This window comes from Pseudomonas sp. FW305-7, from assembly GCF_058786735.1.
The window spans coordinates 225,999-243,168 of the sequence record NZ_JBYSZA010000006.1 but is presented as its reverse complement, the minus strand read 5'-3'; the positions used below and the strand labels follow the sequence as shown (position 1 = coordinate 243,168).

Genomic DNA, 17,170 nt, shown 5'->3' with positions numbered 1-17,170 from the left:
CTGAGCTGCCGGTTCTGGATCGTCAACCTTGGAAATGTACGTGAATGTACCGGTTGAATTGTGTTGAGCGCACTGACGCCATCGCTGGCAAGCCAGCTCCCACAGGTTCAGCGGTAAACAAAAAATTTGTGCACACACTCAATCCCTGTGAGAGCTGGCTTGCCAGCGATGAGGCCGGAAAAGACGCTAGAGATTACAAGCCCTCCAGCTCCGCCATCAGGTCATTCAAGCGATCCACCTCCCACAGGTTCAGCGGTAAACAAAAAATTTGTGCACACACTCAATCCCTGTGGGAGCTGGCTTGCCAGCGATGCGGCCGGAAAAGACCCTGGAGATTACAAGCCCTCCAGCTCCGCCATCAGGTCATTCAAGCGATCTACCTTCTCCTCGGTGATATCACTGGCCGCCAGTCCATTGATGTACTCGGCCAGTTCTTCCACCGTGCTGCACTCGAACATCGCTCGCAGCGGCACGTCGCGTTGCAGGGTTTTCTGCACCCGCGAGGCAATCTGCGTGGCCAGCAGCGAATGCCCGCCCAGTTCGAAGAAGTTGTCGCGCACACCGACTTTCTCGACCTTCAGCACCTCGGCCCAGATACCTGCCAGGGTCTGCTCCAGATCGTTGCGCGGAGCCAGGTAATCCTGGCTCTGCAACTGACCGATCTCCAGCACCGGCAAGGCCTTGCGGTCCAGTTTGCCGTTGGCGTTATGCGGCAACTGATCCAGCCACAGCCAGTGCAGCGGCACCATGTATTCCGGCAATTCGCTGCGCAGGCGCTGCTTGATCCGTTCCAGCCGTTCACCTGGATTCAATGCCGAATCAGCGGCGACCAGATACCCCACCAGGTGCTTGCCGTTGGCGCCCTCCTGAACACCGACCGCGGCATCACGGACTTCCGCTTGCTCGTGCAGGCGCGCCTCGATTTCACCCAGTTCAATCCGGTAACCGCGAATCTTCACCTGATGGTCGACCCGACCGACGTATTCCAGCACGCCATCGCTACGGCGACGTGCGAGGTCACCGGTGCGATAGAGACGCTCGCCCGGCGCACCGAACGGGTTCGGCACAAACACCGGCGCCGTGCGCAACGGATCGCTGACATAACCGCGACCGACACCGGTACCGGCCACACACAACTCACCCACCGATCCCAACGGCACCAGTTCCAGCGCGCCATCGAGCAAGTACAACAAGTTATTGTCGGTCGGCGTACCAATCGGCAGATAGCTGCCGCGCGTCGAGGCCATGTCGACGCGGTAAAACGCTACGTCATCCGAACATTCCGCCGGGCCGTAAGCGTTGACCAGACCGATGTCCGGGTAACGCAGCAACCATTGGTGCGCCAGTTCCGGCGGCATCGCTTCACCGGTTGGCAACATCCAGCGCAGACCGTCGAGGCTCAGGCGATCCGAGGCCAGCATGCCTTGAATCAGCGACGGCACGCTTTCCAGCACGGTGATGCCCTGGGCCTGCACATGCACCAGCAGACCTTGCGGATCGTGGGCGATGGCGTTCGGCACGATGTCGACCCGCGCACCAAACAGCGGCGCGGCGAGGAACTGCCAGACCGAAATGTCGAAGCTTTGCGACGCGGTCTGCGCGATCACATCGGCGTCCGTCAGATTCAGGTACGGCACTTTGCTCAACTGGTTATTGAGCATGCCGCGCTGCTCGACCATCACGCCTTTCGGCAGGCCGGTCGAGCCCGAGGTGTAGATCACATACGCCAGGTTGTCCGGGCCGCTGTGAATACCCGGATTTTCCATCGAGATGGCCTGCGCTTGAACCTCTTCCCACACCAGCAAGCGTGGCCGATTGGCACAGCTGAACTCATCGAGCAACGCCTGCGCCTGGTCACGGCACGCCTCGCTGCACACCAGCACCGGCGTGCGACTCAGCTCGATGATGCGTTGCAGACGCTGACTCGGCAGCCCCGGATCCAGCGGCAAGTAACCGGCACCGGCCTTGAAGCTGCCGATGATCATGCCCAGCAGATCGAGGTTACGCTCGGCCAGCAACGCCACCGGTTGATCCATCTGCACCCCGGCCGCGACCAGTGCATGGCCGAGACGGTTGGCGTTGTGGTTAAGCTCGGCGTAGCTCAAACGCTGATCGAGGCAACTGGCCGCGATGCGTTGCGGATGCGCTGCAACCTGTGCTTCGAACAGCGCAACGTAGCTCTGCTCCAGCGGATAATCATGGGCGCTCTGGTTGCAACCGTGCAGCAGGAAGTCCTGTTCCTCGCTGCCCAGCAACGGCAGGTCAGCCATGTCGCCATGGAAACCATCGACCAGCGCCAGCAGCAGGCGCTTGAACTCGCCGAGCATGCGCTCGATGGTCGATTCGTCGAAATAACGCTGGTCATACGACAGATGCAGACCGAGGTCATCGCCGGGGTAGCACACCGCCGTCAGTGGGAAGTTGGTATGCGTACGGCCCGAATCCGAGGTGGCGTTAAGGCTTTGCGCACGGTCCAGTACCGAGACTTCCACCGGGGCGTTTTCGAACACGAACAGGCTGTCGAACAGCGGCTGGCCCTTGGGCAATTCGCTTTGTTCCTGGATGTTCACCAGCGGCAGGTATTCGTACTCGCGCAGTTGCATGTTGCTGTCGAGCAATCCACTGAGCCACTGCCGCACACTGGCGCGCTGATCGTCTGCCGGGATCTGCACCCGCAGCGCAATGCTGTTGATGAACAGGCCGACGGTGCGTTGCATCTCCGGCATTTCCACCGGACGCCCGGCCACGGTCACGCCGAAGAGCACGTCGCGATCACCGCTCAGGCGTCGCAGCACCAAGGCCCACGCCGCTTGGGCGAAGGTGTTGATGGTCAGTTGATGAGCCTGGGCCAGTTCGCGCAGACGGGCGCCGTCCTCGACATTGAGTCGGGTGTAACGGTCGCCGACGACCATGCCGCCGCTTTCACCGGCGTGTTCACGCAGGAACGGTCGATCACTCGGAATCGGCGTGGTGCGCTCAAAGCCTTGCAGGTTCTGCTGCCACCACTGACGCGCCTCGGCCAGGCTCTGGCGTTGCAGCCAGCCGATGTAATCGCGGTAACGCGGCGGTACGGCCAATTGAGCTTCGCGATCTTCGCCGAGCGCGGTGTAGATCTCGAAGAAATCGTTCATCAGCAGCGAACGGCACCAGGCATCGATAAGGATGTGGTGGTTGCTCATCATGAACCAGTAGCGCGCCGCGCCGACCTTGATCAGACGCAGGTGGAACGGTGCCTGATTAAGCAGATCGAAACCGGCCTCACGTTCGCTTTTCAGCAATGCTTGCAGTTTCGGTTCCTGCTCGGCTTCGCTGACGTTGCTCCAGTCGAGATACTCGATCGGCGTGCGACCCGGCGTGTGAATCACTTGCAGCATATCTTCGCCAACGTTCCAGCAGAACGAGGCACGCAGTGCTTCATGACGAGCAACCACCGCCTGCCACGCCTGAGCGAAACGCTCGGGGTCGAGTTCGCTGTTGATGCGGTAGCGATCCTGCATGTAGTACAAGCCTGTGCCCGGTTCGAGCAAGGTGTGCAGCAACATGCCTTCCTGCATCGGCGTCAGCGGATAGACGTCCTCGATGTGCGCGGCGGGCACCGGCAAGGCATCGAGTTGCGCCTGAGTCAGTTTCGCCAGCGGGAAGTCCGACGGCGTCAGTCCGCCGGCTGTGTCTTGCAGGCAATGTTCGATCAGGCTCTGCAATTCGCCAAGGTAGGCGTCGGCCAGATCATTGATGGTCTGCGCGTCATAACGCTCGGCGCTGAAGGTCCAGCGCAGCAGCAGCTCACCGCCGTAAACCTGACTGTCGACACTCAATTCGTTTGGCAGTGGCGCTTGCGGATCGTGTGCCGCGCCGACCGGTTCGTCGAGCGGACGGAACAGCGCATCACTGCCGAAGCTCTGGTCGAACTGGCCGAGGTAGTTGAAGGTGATCGGCGCATGCGGCAGCGCAGCCATGCTGTGTCGGCTGAGGTCATCAGCCAGATAACGCAGCACGCCGTAGCCCAGACCTTTGTGCGGCACCGCGCGCAGTTGCTCCTTGATCGCCTTGATCGAAGCGCCCTGCCCGGCGGCTTCTTCGATGTTGTGCGGGGTCAGGCGCAGTGGATAAGCGCTGGTGAACCAGCCGACAGTGCGAGTCAGGTCGATCTCGTCGAACAGGGTTTCGCGGCCGTGACCTTCCAGTTGAATCAGCGCCGACGGCTGGCCGCTCCAGCGGCACAACACGCGGGCCAGCGCCGTCAGCAACAGATCGTTGACCTGGGTGCGATAAGCGCTCGGCGCCTGTTGCAGCAGTTGTCGGGTGCGCTCGGCATCGAGGCGCACGCTGACGGTTTGCGCATGACGATTCTGCTTGCCGCCCTGTGGGTTTTCGCAAGGCAGATCAGCGTTCGGACCGGCCAGTTGCGTCTGCCACCAGCTCAGCTCTTCACGCAGGGATTCGCTGCCGGCGTAAGCCTGCAAACGCGCCGCCCAGTCCTTGAAGGCACTGGTTTTCGCCGGCAGTTTCACCGATTGTTCGGCGTCGAGCTGGCGATACACCGTTTGCAAATCATCGAGCAAGACCCGCCACGACACACCGTCGACCACCAAGTGGTGGATGGCGATGAACAGACGTTGTTGAGCTTCAGGACCATCGACCAGCAAGGCACGCAGCAGCGGGCCGTTTTCCAGATCGAGACTGCGTTGGGCATCGGCAAACAGCGCCTCGCACTTGTCCAACGAGGTCACGCGCACTTGCCACAACACGGGCGCATCGGACAGCGGTTGATGCGTCGCTTGCCATGCTCCGCCGACCTCGCTGAAGCGCAGGCGCAAGGCGTCGTGCTGTTCAATCACGGCCAGCAGCGCTTGCTCCAGACGATGCGGCTCCAGCGCCACGGTCGGCTCCAGCAACAACGCCTGATTCCAGTGCTGGCGCTCAGGGATTTCAGTGTCGAAGAACCAGTGCTGGATCGGCGTCAGACGCGACTCACCCGCAACCAGTCCTTGCTCGGCCGTTACTTGTTCGCTGCGGCTCGCCACTGCGGCCAGAGTCTGCACCGTCTGATGCTGGAACAGATCGCGCGGGCTGAAATGAATGCCCTGCTGCCGCGCCCGGCTGACCACTTGAATCGACAGAATCGAATCGCCACCGAGTTCGAAGAAATTGTCGTTGAGGCCGACCTGCTCGACGTTGAGCACTTCGCACCAGATCTGTGCCAGGGTCTGCTCCAGCTCGTTGCTCGGTGCCACGTAATCCTGACGATTGAGCTCCGGATCCGGCGCCGGCAAGGCGCGGCGGTCGAGTTTGCCGTTGGCGGTCAGCGGCATGCTCGCCAGCAGGATCAGGTGCGTCGGCACCATGTAGTCCGGCAGTTGGCTCTTGAGATGTGACTTCAGCGCTTCGCGCAGTTCGGCTTGTCTGGTTTCGTCTTGTTCGGCGATCTCGGTGACGAGGTAGCCAACCAATTGCTTGCCGCTCGGCGCATCCAGCGCCAACACCACGGCTTCGCGAATTGAATCGTGATCGAGCAGGCGGGTTTCGATTTCGCCCAACTCGATACGGAAACCCCGGATTTTCACCTGATGGTCGATCCGCCCCAGGTATTCCACCAAACCATCGGCACGCTGGCGCACCAGGTCGCCGGTGCGGTACATGCGCCCGCCATCGGTGGCGAACGGGTCAGCGACAAAACGCTCGGCCGTGATGCCCGGACGGTCGTGGTAGGCCTGCGCCAGACCGGCGCCGCCAACGAACAATTCACCGGTCGCACCTTGCGGGACCAGCGCCAGGTCGGCGTCGAGAATGTACGCCACGCGGTCGCCGATCACGCTGCCGATCGGCACGCTGCCGACGCCCTCCTCCAGCACGTCCGGGGCCAGACTGGCCAGCGGCATGACCACGGTTTCGGTCGGGCCGTAGGCGTTGAAGAACAGGCTTGGCTTGAAGGCTGCACGAATCCGATGCAGATGTTCGCCGGTCAGCGCTTCGCCGCCGGTGATGATCATCCGCACTGGCAGGATTTCGTTTTGCGTCGCGAGGAACTGCGCCAACTGGCTGCCGTAGCTCGGGGTGAAGCCGAGCACATTGATTCGATGGTTGCGGATCAAGCCGCAGATTTCTTCCGCGTCCCACTGCCCTTGCGCACGCAGCACAACCTGCGCACCGCTGAGCAAAGGCACCAACAGACGTTCTGTCGCGGCATCGAAGTTGATCGAATAGAAGTGCAGTTCGCAGTCGTCCGGGCGCATGCCGAAACGCTCGATCACGGCTTGGCAGTGCATGGCAATTTCGCCGTGGGAGACCACCACGCCTTTCGGTTTGCCGGTCGAACCCGAGGTGTAAATCAGGTAGGCCTGATGCTGCGGCAGGCTGATAAACGGCAGCTCAGTGGCTGGGTGATCGGCCAGTGTCGCGCTGTCATCCTCCAGGCACCAGCGCGCCACGCTTGCCGGCAAGTCTCCAAGCGCTTTGAACATTGCGCGATCACTGAGCAGCAGACCGATGCGGCTGTCTTCGATCATGTAATGCAGACGGTCGAGCGGGTATTCCGGGTCCAGCGGCACATAGGCGCCACCGGCCTTGAGAATCGCCAACAGGCCGATAACCATTTCCAGCGAACGCTCCAGCGCCAGTCCGACCCGCACTTGCGGGCCGACGCCACGCTGACGCAGAGCCCAGGCCAGACGATTGGCGCGGGCGTCGAGTTCGGCGTAGCTCAGGGTCTGGCCGGAGAACGTCAGGGCTGGCGCATCTTTGCGCATCAGCGCCTGCTCGGCGAACAGGTGATGAATACACTGATCGAGACGATGCTCGCCCGGCTCAACGCCGAGGCTGTCGAGCAGTTGTTGTTGCTCTGGCGCATCGAGCAGCGGCAGTTCGCTGAGGCGCTGCTGCGGATTGACGAGCAGCGCTTCCAGCAGATTGCGCCAATGTCTGGCCATGCGGGCGATGGTCGGTTCGTCGAACAGATCAGTGCTGTACGTCAGGCAGCAGCCGAGGCGATGGTCGAGGTCGGTGACTTCCAGGTTGAGGTCGAACTTGGTCGCCCGCGCATCGTTGGCCAAGTACTCGACAGTCATGCCGGCGAGCATGCGGCTCTGCTGGAACTCCCAGCGCTGCACGTTGCACATAACCTGGAACAACGGGTTGTACGCGGCACTGCGCGGTGGCTGCAAGGCTTCAACCAGATGATCGAACGGCAGATCCTGGTGAGACTGGCCTTCGATAACCGTGTGACGTACCTGCTCGAACAATTCACCAACCGACATCATCCCGTCGAGTTGGCAACGCAACACCTGGGTGTTGAGGAACGCACCGATCAGCCCTTCACTTTCCGGACGAATGCGGTTGGCTACTGGCGCGCCGATGCGCAGATCGGTCTGGCCACTGTAGCGGTAAAGCAAGGTCGCGAGCGCGGCGGTCATGGTCATGAACAGGGTCAGACCGTTTTGCGCGTTGAACGCACGAACGCGGGCGGCGAGATCGTCGCTGAGGTCGAAACGGAACAGTTCGCCCTGATGGCTTTGCACCGGCGGACGCGGACGGTCGCCCGGCAATTCCAGCAGCGGATGTTCGCGACCGAGTTGCGCGGTCCAGTAGTCGAGTTGACGTTGACGCTCGCCGGATTCCAGCCAGTTGCGCTGCCAGACGCTGTAGTCGAGGTACTGCACCGGCAACGGTTCCAGCGGCGAATCGCGGTCGTCGACAAAGGCTTCATAGAGCGCGCTGAGTTCACGGGCGAAGATGTCCATCGCCCAGCCTTCGGTGACGATGTGATGCAGGGTCAGGACAAAGTAATGCTCATGCTCGGCAGTCTTGACCAGACAGGCGCGCAGCAGCGAACCGGTTTCCAGATCGAATGGCAGGTGCGCTTCTGCATCGGCCAGTTGCTGGACGTTTTGCTCACGCTGATCGGCCGGCAGTTTCGAGAAATCCTTCCAGTCCATGCGCACGCCGGTCTCGGCATGCACCTGCTGACGGGCAACGCCGTCGACGCTCGGGAACGTGGTGCGCAGGGTTTCGTGACGCAGGATCAGCGCTTGCAGCGCCGCCTCGAAACGCTCGACATGCAACACGCCACGCAAGCGCGCCATGCCGCCGACGTTGTACGCCGGGCTGTCCGGTTCCATCTGCCAGAGGAACCACATGCGTTGTTGCGAATAAGACAGCGGCACCGGTTTGCTGCGGTCGACTTTTTCAATCGGTGGCTGCTTGTTGGTTTTTCCGCTGGCCTGAATCAGACGGATCTGTTCAGCGAAATCACCGAGTTCGCTGTGCTCGAACAGGGCGCGCAACGGCAGCTCAACGTCGCAAGCCTGGCGGGTGCGCGAGATGATTTGCGTGGCCAGCAGTGAGTGGCCGCCAAGGGCGAAGAAGTCGTCGCGCAGGCCGACTTGCGCCAGGCCCAGCACTTCGCGCCAGATCGCGGCGATCTGCTGCTCAAGTTCGCTAACCGGTTCGACGTGCTCACGTACTTGCCATTGCGGCTCGGGCAAAGCGCGACGGTCGAGTTTGCCGCTGGGGCTGAGCGGCATTTCGTCGAGGCGCATCAGCTGCGCCGGGACCATGTATTCCGGCAGCTCGGCGGCCAGTGCGGTTTTCAGTCGGGCGATTTGCGCGTCATGATCTTCGCTGACATCGGTCGCGGTGAAGTAACCGATCAGTTGTGCGCCAGCGGCGGTTTCGCGCACCAGCACCACGGCTTGGGCAACGCCGTCCTGAGCCAGCAGGCGCGCTTCGATTTCTTCCGGTTCTACGCGAAAGCCACGCAGTTTGACCTGCTGATCGAGACGGCCGAGGTATTCGATCACGCCGTCGGCTGTCCAGCGCGCACGGTCACCGGTGCGGTACAGACGCGCGCCCTGCTCGCCCAGTGGATCGACGACGAAACGTTCGGCGGTCAGCGCAGGGCGACCTAGGTAGCCACGAGCGAGGCCGATACCGCTGATGCACAGTTCCCCCGGCACACCGGCCGGGACAGGATTGAGATCGGCGTCGAGCACCCGGCAGATCACGTTGCCCAGCGGCCGGCCAATTGGCGAGCGTTCGCCATCGGCGTTGGTGCATTGCCAGTGGGTGACGTTGATCGCCGTTTCGGTCGGGCCGTAGCGGTTGTGCAGTTGCGCTGCTGGCAGTTGCGCCAACACGCGGTTGCGCAGTTCGGCAGGCAACGCTTCGCCGCCGGAGAAAACCCGGCGCAGGCTGGTGCATTCGGCACTCAGTGGCTCGTCGATGAACAGCGAGAGCAACGGCGGAACAAAGTGCAGCGTGGTCACGCCATATTCCTCAACCAGTTGAGCAATGCGATGCGGATCACGGTGTTCACCGGGACCGGCAATCAACAGACGCGCGCCAGTGATCAGCGGCCAGAAGCATTCCCATACCGACACGTCGAAACTGATCGGCGCCTTTTGCATGAGCACATCGGTTTCATCGAGGCGGTAAGCGTTCTGCATCCATTGCAAACGCTCGGCCAGTGCCGCGTGGGTGTTGCCGACGCCTTTCGGCTGGCCGGTGGAGCCGGAGGTGTAAATCACGTAGGCGAGGTTGTCGCCGTGCAGGTGCAACCCCGGCGCCTGGCTTGGCCAGTTTTCCAGGTGCAGCGCGTCCATGGCGATAACGCTGACGCCTTCACTGGCCGGCAAGCGCTCGAGCAATTCGGTCTGGGTCAGCAGCAGTTCGACGCCGCTGTCGCTGAGCATGTAGGCCAGGCGATCGGCCGGGTAATCCGGATCGAGCGGCACGTAAGCGCCGCCAGCCTTGATGATCGCCAGCAAACCGATCAACAGTTGCGGCGAACGCTCGGCGGCGATGGCCACACAGACATCCGGGCCGACGCCTTTGTCGCGCAGGTAATGCGCCAGACGGTTGGCTTGAGCATGCAATTCGGCGAAATCGAGACTGCCGCCCGCCCACACCAGCGCGGTGCGCTCCGGGGTCTGGCGGACTTGTTCGTTGAGCAGCTCCGGCAGCCATTGCTCAGCTTTCGCGCACGGGGCGACGCTCCAGTCTTTCTGCTGATCGTGCTCGATGGCGGTGAGTATTTGCAGATCGCCGATGGCACGTTGCGGTTGCTCGCAAATATCGCGCAGCAGGTTGCTGAAATGTTCGGCCAGACGCTCGATGGTCGCTCCATCAAAAAGCTCATCGGCGTAGTCAAAGGACAGCGTCAGGCGACCGTTGCGATCTTCCTCGCTGTGCAATTGCAAGTCGAACTTGGCCTCGCGGCTGTGCCACGGCAGTTCTTCGGCGAGCAGACCCGGCAGGCGCTTGAGCGCACTCAGGTCCCGTTGCTGGTGGTTGAACATGACCTGGAACAGACCCTGTTCGCGGGCCTGCGGGAACGCTTCGAGCAACTGTTCGAACGGCAGGTCCTGATTGGCCTGGGCGCCGAGTGCGGCTTGACGCGTCTGGGCAAGCAGCTCGACAAAGGGCAGGCGAGCATCGACGTCGGCACGCAGCACCTGGGTGTTGATGAAGAAGCCGATCAGGCCCTGGGTTTCCAGGCGCGGACGGTTGGCATTCGGCACGCCGATGCGGATATCGCGCTGACCGCTATAGCGGTGCAACAGGCTCTGCAACGCCGAGAGCAACAGCATGAACGGCGTGGCTTGATGCGCCTGCGCGGTGTTGCGGATCGCTTCGCTGAGGCTGACGCTCAGACGCACGCTGTGGCGTGCGGCGCTGTGATTATGTTGAGCTGAACGTGGATGATCGGTGGCCAGTTCCAGCGTCGGATGCTCCTCGCCCAACTGCGCTTTCCAGTACGCCAGTTGTCGCTCGCCCTCGCCTTGCGCCAGCCATTGGCGCTGCCAACTGCCGTAGTCGGCGTACTGGGTGGGCAACGCTGCGAGTTCGGCGCGCTGCCCCTGGGAGGCTGCGGCGTACAGACGCGAGAACTCGTCGATCAATACGTTCAGCGACCAGCCGTCAGCGATGATGTGGTGCATCGTCACCAACAGTTGATGATCTTCGTCGTCGAGGCGAATCAGCGTCACCCACAGCAACGGGCCTTTTTCCAGGTCGAACTGGGTGCGCGCTTCGTCCTCGCGAATCTGCTGGGCGCGGGCTTCACGTTCATGGGCCGGCAGGTCGCTGATGTCGATCAGTTGCAGGTTGAATTCAGCCGCCGCGTCGATCTGTTGCAGGGCCACGCCGTCGCGTTCGACGAAGCGCGTACGCAGGGACTCGTGGCGCTCGATCAGTTGCTGGAAGCTGGCGCGCACGGCGTCTTCGTCCAGTTCGCCACGCAGACGCAGGCCACCGGGGATGTTGTAGGCGCTGCTCTGCGGATCTAGCTGCCAGGTGATCCACAAGCGGTTTTGCGCCAGCGATTGCGGCAGCGCTTGCGTGCGCGACAACGCGTTGATCTCGCCTTGGGCAGTGCCGCCATCCTGTTGCTGTTGCGCCACCGCAGCGGCGAATGCGGACAGGGTCGGAGCCTCGAACAGCAGACGCAGGCTCAACTCCAGACCGAGTTCTTCACGCACCCGAGCGATCACTTGCGTGGCGGCGATCGAGTTGCCGCCGAGCAGGAAGAAGTGATCGTCGGCGTTGATTTGTTTGACGTTGAGTTGCTCGGCCCAGATCCTCGCGATCAGTGCTTCGAGCTCGGAGGCTTCAAGGGTCGAATCGGTGCTTGTGGCTTCTGCGCTCGGGAACACCGCGTAGCTGTCGAGGCTGCCGTCGGCCAGGCGATTGCGGCAGGCCGAACGCTGCAGTTTGCCGCTGGACGTCTTCGGCAACGCGCCCGGGTTGAGCAGCACCACGACGCTCGGTGCTTCCTGATATGCCTCGGCGACTGCCTGACGGATGGCTTTGATCAACGCTTCGGGCGCAAGGATTTTCTGCACGCTGCGGCTGATTTCCGCCGCGATGCCGATGCCCTCTTCGCCGTTTTGAGTGACGGCGAACGCGGCGACGCGACCCTTGCGCACCACTTCCACTTCGCTCTCGACTGTCTTCTCGATGTCCTGCGGATACAGGTTGTGGCCGCGCACGATGAGCATGTCTTTCAGGCGGCCAGTGATGAACAGTTCACCCTCGCGCATGAACCCCAGGTCGCCAGTGCGCAGCCAGGTACGGCCGGCGTGCTGGACGAAGGTCTTGGCGCTGGCTGCGGGATTGCGCCAGTAACCTAGGGCGATGCTCGGCCCGCTGGCCCAGACTTCACCGACGGCATTGTCGGCGAGTTCGGCAAGACTGCCGGGCTCGACGATCAGCACCGCGTGATCTGGCTGGCTGATGCCGCAACTCATGATCGGGCTGCCGTCGCCGGGTTCGGCGCGGTTCTGCGCCAGCGCCTGATCGTCCACGCGCAGGGCTGGAATGCCCTTGCCGCGTGGCGTGCCGGCGACGAACAACGTGGCCTCGGCCAAACCGTAGGACGCCATGAAACTGTCTGCGCTGAAGCCACACGCGGCGAATTTTTCGGCGAAACGCTCATTGGTATCGAGACGAATCGGCTCCGAGCCGGAATACGCCACGCGCCAGCGGCTCAGGTCGAGACGCTCCATGGCCGACTCGCTGACCCGTTCGCTGCACAAGCGATAAGCGAAATCCGGCCCGCCGCTGATGGTGCCGCCGTATTGGCTGATTGCTTCGAGCCAGCGCAACGGCCGGCCAAGGAAGTACGCCGGCGACATGAGAATGCACGGCACGCCGCTGAAAATCGGTTGCAGCAGGCCGCCGATCAAACCCATGTCGTGGTACAGCGGCAGCCAGCTGACGATCACGTCATCCGGGTTTACGTCGATGCCGAAGCCGTGGCGGATCAGCAGTTCGTTGGCGACCAGATTGCCGTGGCTGACCTGCACGCCTTTGGGCAACGCGGTGGAGCCGGAGGTGTATTGCAGGAAGGCAATGTGCTCTGCCGGCAGGCTCGGTTCAATCCAACGCTCGGCCAGTGCGTTGTCGAGGGTGTCGACGCACAACAGCGGCGGCGCGCCTTCGATCTGCTGCAACGCATCGCGCAGGTCGGCACTGGTCAGCAGCAGGCGCGGTTCGGCGTCGGCGATGATCGACAGCAGACGCTCCTGGTGATGACGGCGCGCCGATTCCGGCGGATAAGCCGGCACCGCAATCACGCCCGCATACAGGCAACCGAAGAATGCCGCGACGTAGTCAGGACCGCTGGGGAACAGTAAAACCGCGCGATCTCCGAATTCGGCTTCGGCCTGCAACGCGGCGGCGATAGTGCGCGCTCGCTGATCCAGTTCGCGATAGCTGAGTACCACAGCCTGCTCTGCGTTCTCGGCAAGAAAACGCAAGGCCAGCCGGTCCGGGGTCAGGGCCGCGCGGCGCTGGAGGGCTTGGACCAGGGTGCTGGGGAGTTCGAACGCGTCGGTCATTTGGTTTCCTGCCTGAATTCGGCTTGCTAGTGGAATCGGGGTGCTGCGTCACGCCCATCCAGGGGCGTGGAGCGCATGCAGGACGCGGTCTACGCCGACCGCGCAAGGCATGGGAATGCTGTCTGGCCGGGGCTCTGCAGCCGGAACCATTCACCAATGAGAACGGATGACGTCTTGAAATAATTAGTCCGCAGGCTGGATCGCCAATGGGGCCGGGGTGCGGCGGCGTGTCGCAGTTCTCACATCGCACCGATTTGAAGCATTAGTTCTCTTTCTCAATTGACAATCATTATCATTCAACATAATTTGTCGCTCGATGTGTAGGACGGCCCCGTCCCCCAGGCGTCCCACTAACCTATTGGCAGCAAGGTGATTTCCATGACGGAACAAGTATCCACAAGCAGGTGCGATTCACCGCTACTTCAGGCATTCGTCGACAATCGACTGATTCTGGTCAAGATTGCAGCCCGCATTACCGGCTGCCGGTCACGCGCCGAAGATGTGGTGCAGGATGCGTTTTTCCGACTGCAATCGGCGCCACCGATCACGTCGTCGATCAAGGCTCAATTGAGTTATCTGTTCCAGATCGTGCGCAACCTCGCCATCGATCACTACCGCAAACAGGCGCTGGAGCAGAAGTATTCCGGCCCTGAAGAGGAAGGGCTGAACGTGGTCATTCAAGGCGCGTCACCAGAAACCTCGCACATCAACTTCTCGACCCTCGAAAACATCGCTGACGCCCTGACCGAGCTGCCCAGCCGCACTCGCTATGCGTTCGAGATGTACCGCCTGCATGGCGTGCCGCAAAAGGACATCGCCAAGGAACTGGGGGTTTCGCCGACGCTGGTCAACTTCATGATTCGCGATGCACTGGTGCACTGCCGCAAGGTGTCGGGCAGTCGTCGGGATGCAGTGGCGGTGGGTCGTCGTTAATCAGAGAAGTTCTGGCGCCCTCATTCGCGAGCAGGCTCGCTCCCACATATGACTGCATTTCTCCTGAAAGAACGCGGTTAAATGTGGGAGCGAGCCTGCTCGCGAAGGCGGCCTCAGGATCACAGAGATCCTGAGGCCTGGTCATCAAGCCAGTTTGCAGCGATCAAAAAACCGCTCGCGCCCCAGAATCATCAGCGCCGCACGCTTGTGCGGGAAATCGAACTCTTTCTCGCAATGGAAGCACTGGTTGTGCATGTGGCCGATCATCTTCGCGTTGTCGGCACGCGGTTCGGCGACCACCCGCTGAGTACGCGGATCATCCAGAAACAGGTAATGCACCAGCGCCGACAGCCAGCTCGCCACTTTGTGTGGGCCGCGGTGATCCTCTTCCCCCACCAGCATGTGAATGCCGCGGTCGTAATTGTCCGCGTCGTAAAACGGCGCGATGCGATCTTCCTTGGCCCAATAGGCTTCGAAATAGGCAAATGGCTGATCATCGAAACAGCCGATCAAGGTCAGCGTGTGCGGATCGGCGTCGAGTTTGCTCAGGTATTCGCGATGCTTTTCGAGGCTGCCCTCTTCTTGCCAGAAGCTGGCCACTCGCGGGCTGTTCTGCCAGCGATTGAAGCGCGGCAGGTCTGCTTCGATTTCGACCGTGCGCAGGGAAATCCACGCCCCCAGCCGCGCATCAAAACGCCGATAGACTTCACCGCGCGGTTTGACCGGGCGCAGCGGATGGCGTTTGCCACTGCTGATGACCATTTGCTGCGGATAGCTGCCGGTCAGCGACGTGCCGAGCCACGGTTGTGGCAATTGCCAGAACAAGCCGCGCTCACAGCGGTATTCACCGGCCACTTCAGTGCTCACCAACAAACCGCTGAGCAAGGCTTCGCTCGGCGGCTCGTCGAGTTGCCAGGTCAATTGCCGGCACTCGGGATCGCGCGCAAACAGCCAATAACAGGCCGCCCACAGCGCCTGGACAGGCGGCAGGGCAAACCGCTCATCGATCTGGATCGGCCCTTGGGCCTCGCGATCAAGACGCAGGCGAATCAGCGGTTGCCCGTCCAGGCTCAGGCTCAGACGGCTTTCGGTTGCATCGGCTACCAAGTGGCTGCCCGAAGGCAAGGCCAGGGCAGTCAGGTCATTCAGATTGGACATGGGTCGGGCTCACGATAATCGTCGACAGTTCAACGATGGGACGTGAGCCGAGCGGGGAAATTTAGCCTCAGCGGCAAATCAGTGCCTCAATGGTGAGGCACCGGCACCACGGCAATCCGGTACGGCTCGAAAATCTTCAGCATCTCGCCGTTGTCGCGCAGACCTTGCAGCAATTTGCCGAATGCGTCACCGCTGATCGGCGCGGTCGGACGCAAGATAGCGTAGTGGTGATAGATCTGATCAATGCGCTGCGATACCAGCAACTCATCGCGCACTTTTTCGTTTCGCAGCAGGTAATCACTCAGATATGAGCGGGTCACCAGCGCAATGTCCGCGCGCCCGCGCAGCACCATCAACAGGTTGCTGTCATGGGAATAGGTCAGCGTGGCATTGAAGTTCTGCGCGAGAAATTTTGGATCGGCATTGAAGCTGGCGAATTCGTAGTGATAACCGCTGAACAGCGCCAGACGCTTGCCGGTGAGGTCGGCAAAGTAACTCTGCTGGCGGCCGTCCTCGCGTTGCGCGACGAATATTTCAGCGTCCTCCAGACCCATATCGACATCGCTGTGGGGAATTTCCTTCCAGCCCCACTCAGGGTTCTCGAAGATCGCCATGTCGATCCGGCCCTGCTTGAAATCACCGAACCGGCGAGGAATCGAGGTCGGAACCAAGACAAATTGATAGTCGCTTTGCAGGCGGTTCAACGCCTCGACCAACTGCGGCAACAGACCCGTGTCGGCACCGTTTTCCGGGCGAACGGTGTAAGGCGGAAAATGCGCCGCACCGACCCGAACCAGTTGCGCTGCCTGAGCGGGCAATACCCATATTGCAGCCAGCGCTGCGAGCAATAACCCCGCGGCCGTCCGAATTGGCGAAGACTTCAAAACACCCCACTCCCCGAAAAAATACCGATCAATGCATTCAAGCTAGGCGGTTTCGCCCAGTTAGCCAGTTTCCCGACTCGATAGAAAGCGCTTCAACGCTCTTCCAGGACCAGAATCAACGCCTCGTCAGCCAACTGATCAAGGCTCAAACTGCCGCCCGCACGGAACCAGGTGGTGGTCCAGGACAATGCGCCAGTGAGGAAACGTCGGGTAATAAATACATCTCCGCGGATAAATCCGGCGCCCTTGGCCTCACCGAGCACCTGTAGCCAGATGTCTTCATAGACATCGCGCAGGGCGAGAACCCTGGCCTGGCCCTCTTCGGACAACGAGCGCCATTCGTAGACCAGCACCGCCATCGCCTCGCCGCTGCCGCCCATGATCGACTGCAATTCGCAGCGAATCAGCGCCAGCACCCGCTCACGCACATTGCCGGCATCGGCCAGCGCTGCGCGCATCAATGCGGTGTTGTAACGGATGGTTTCTTCCATCACGGCCCGGAGGATTTCATCCTTGCTCTTGAAGTGATGAAAAATGCTCCCCGACTGAATGCCCACCGCACCGGCCAGATCACGCACCGTGGTGCGCTCATAGCCTTTGTTGCGAAACAGGTGAGCCGCCACTTGCAGCAGTTTGCCGCGGGCGCTGTCCGGGTCGGTCAACTGGCCGTCGTCGACCAATTCGCGCATGACCCTCAGGGCTTTTTGCTCGTCCACCCGTTCTCTCCTACAGTCGATCAGTCTGTTGCCCCCTGAAACCGCAGGGTTGCGCGCAATTTAAGCCGCCAATGGCGACCAAGCAAGCGCTTGGGCAGAAGATATTTCAGCTGTTTACAAACCAAGCGCTTGCTTGGTAGCCTCC

The 17,170-nt window shown here is 61.6% G+C and carries 5 protein-coding genes; 1 reads left to right on the top strand and 4 read right to left on the bottom strand.

The genetic code is table 11. From position 1 onward, the window contains the following. Window positions 1-335: 335 nt before the first annotated feature. Window positions 336-13,334 carry a non-ribosomal peptide synthetase gene (locus AC3WMT_RS10970; protein ID WP_103304791.1) on the bottom strand — a complete coding sequence of 4,333 codons (12,999 nt, stop codon included), beginning with the start codon at window positions 13,332-13,334 and terminating at the stop codon, window positions 336-338. A gap of 378 nt (window positions 13,335-13,712) precedes the next feature. Between AC3WMT_RS10970 and AC3WMT_RS10965 the strand changes: the two genes are divergently transcribed. Next, the gene (locus AC3WMT_RS10965) at window positions 13,713-14,267 is read left to right on the top strand and encodes an RNA polymerase factor sigma-70 (protein WP_064120208.1); all 555 of its coding nucleotides are present in this window, start codon (window positions 13,713-13,715) and stop codon (window positions 14,265-14,267) included. Window positions 14,268-14,411: 144 nt separating this feature from the next. Here AC3WMT_RS10965 and AC3WMT_RS10960 read toward each other — a convergent pair whose 3' ends face one another. The 3 genes from AC3WMT_RS10960 to AC3WMT_RS10950 form a co-directional block, all read right to left on the bottom strand. After that, window positions 14,412-15,425 (bottom strand): GNAT family N-acetyltransferase, encoded by a 1,014-nt coding sequence (locus AC3WMT_RS10960; RefSeq protein ID WP_103304789.1) that lies wholly within the window; start codon window positions 15,423-15,425, stop codon window positions 14,412-14,414. 86 nt (window positions 15,426-15,511) lie between these two features. After that, window positions 15,512-16,309: a substrate-binding periplasmic protein gene (locus AC3WMT_RS10955; RefSeq protein ID WP_103304788.1), complete on the bottom strand. Its 798-nt coding sequence runs from the start codon at window positions 16,307-16,309 to the stop codon at window positions 15,512-15,514. A 92-nt stretch (window positions 16,310-16,401) separates the two neighbouring features. Next, on the bottom strand, window positions 16,402-17,025 hold the full coding sequence (locus AC3WMT_RS10950) for a TetR/AcrR family transcriptional regulator (protein ID WP_103304787.1): 624 nt from the start codon (window positions 17,023-17,025) through the stop codon (window positions 16,402-16,404). Between the last annotated feature and the right edge of the window lie 145 nt (window positions 17,026-17,170).

Excerpts from the sequence above, each read along its gene's own strand:
- AC3WMT_RS10970 (WP_103304791.1), bottom strand. The coding sequence starts at position 13,334 with ATGACCGACGCGTTCGAACTCCCCAGCACCCTGGTCCAAGCCCTCCAG.
- AC3WMT_RS10965 (WP_064120208.1), top strand. The coding sequence starts at position 13,713 with ATGACGGAACAAGTATCCACAAGCAGGTGCGATTCACCGCTACTTCAG.
- AC3WMT_RS10960 (WP_103304789.1), bottom strand. The coding sequence starts at position 15,425 with ATGTCCAATCTGAATGACCTGACTGCCCTGGCCTTGCCTTCGGGCAGC.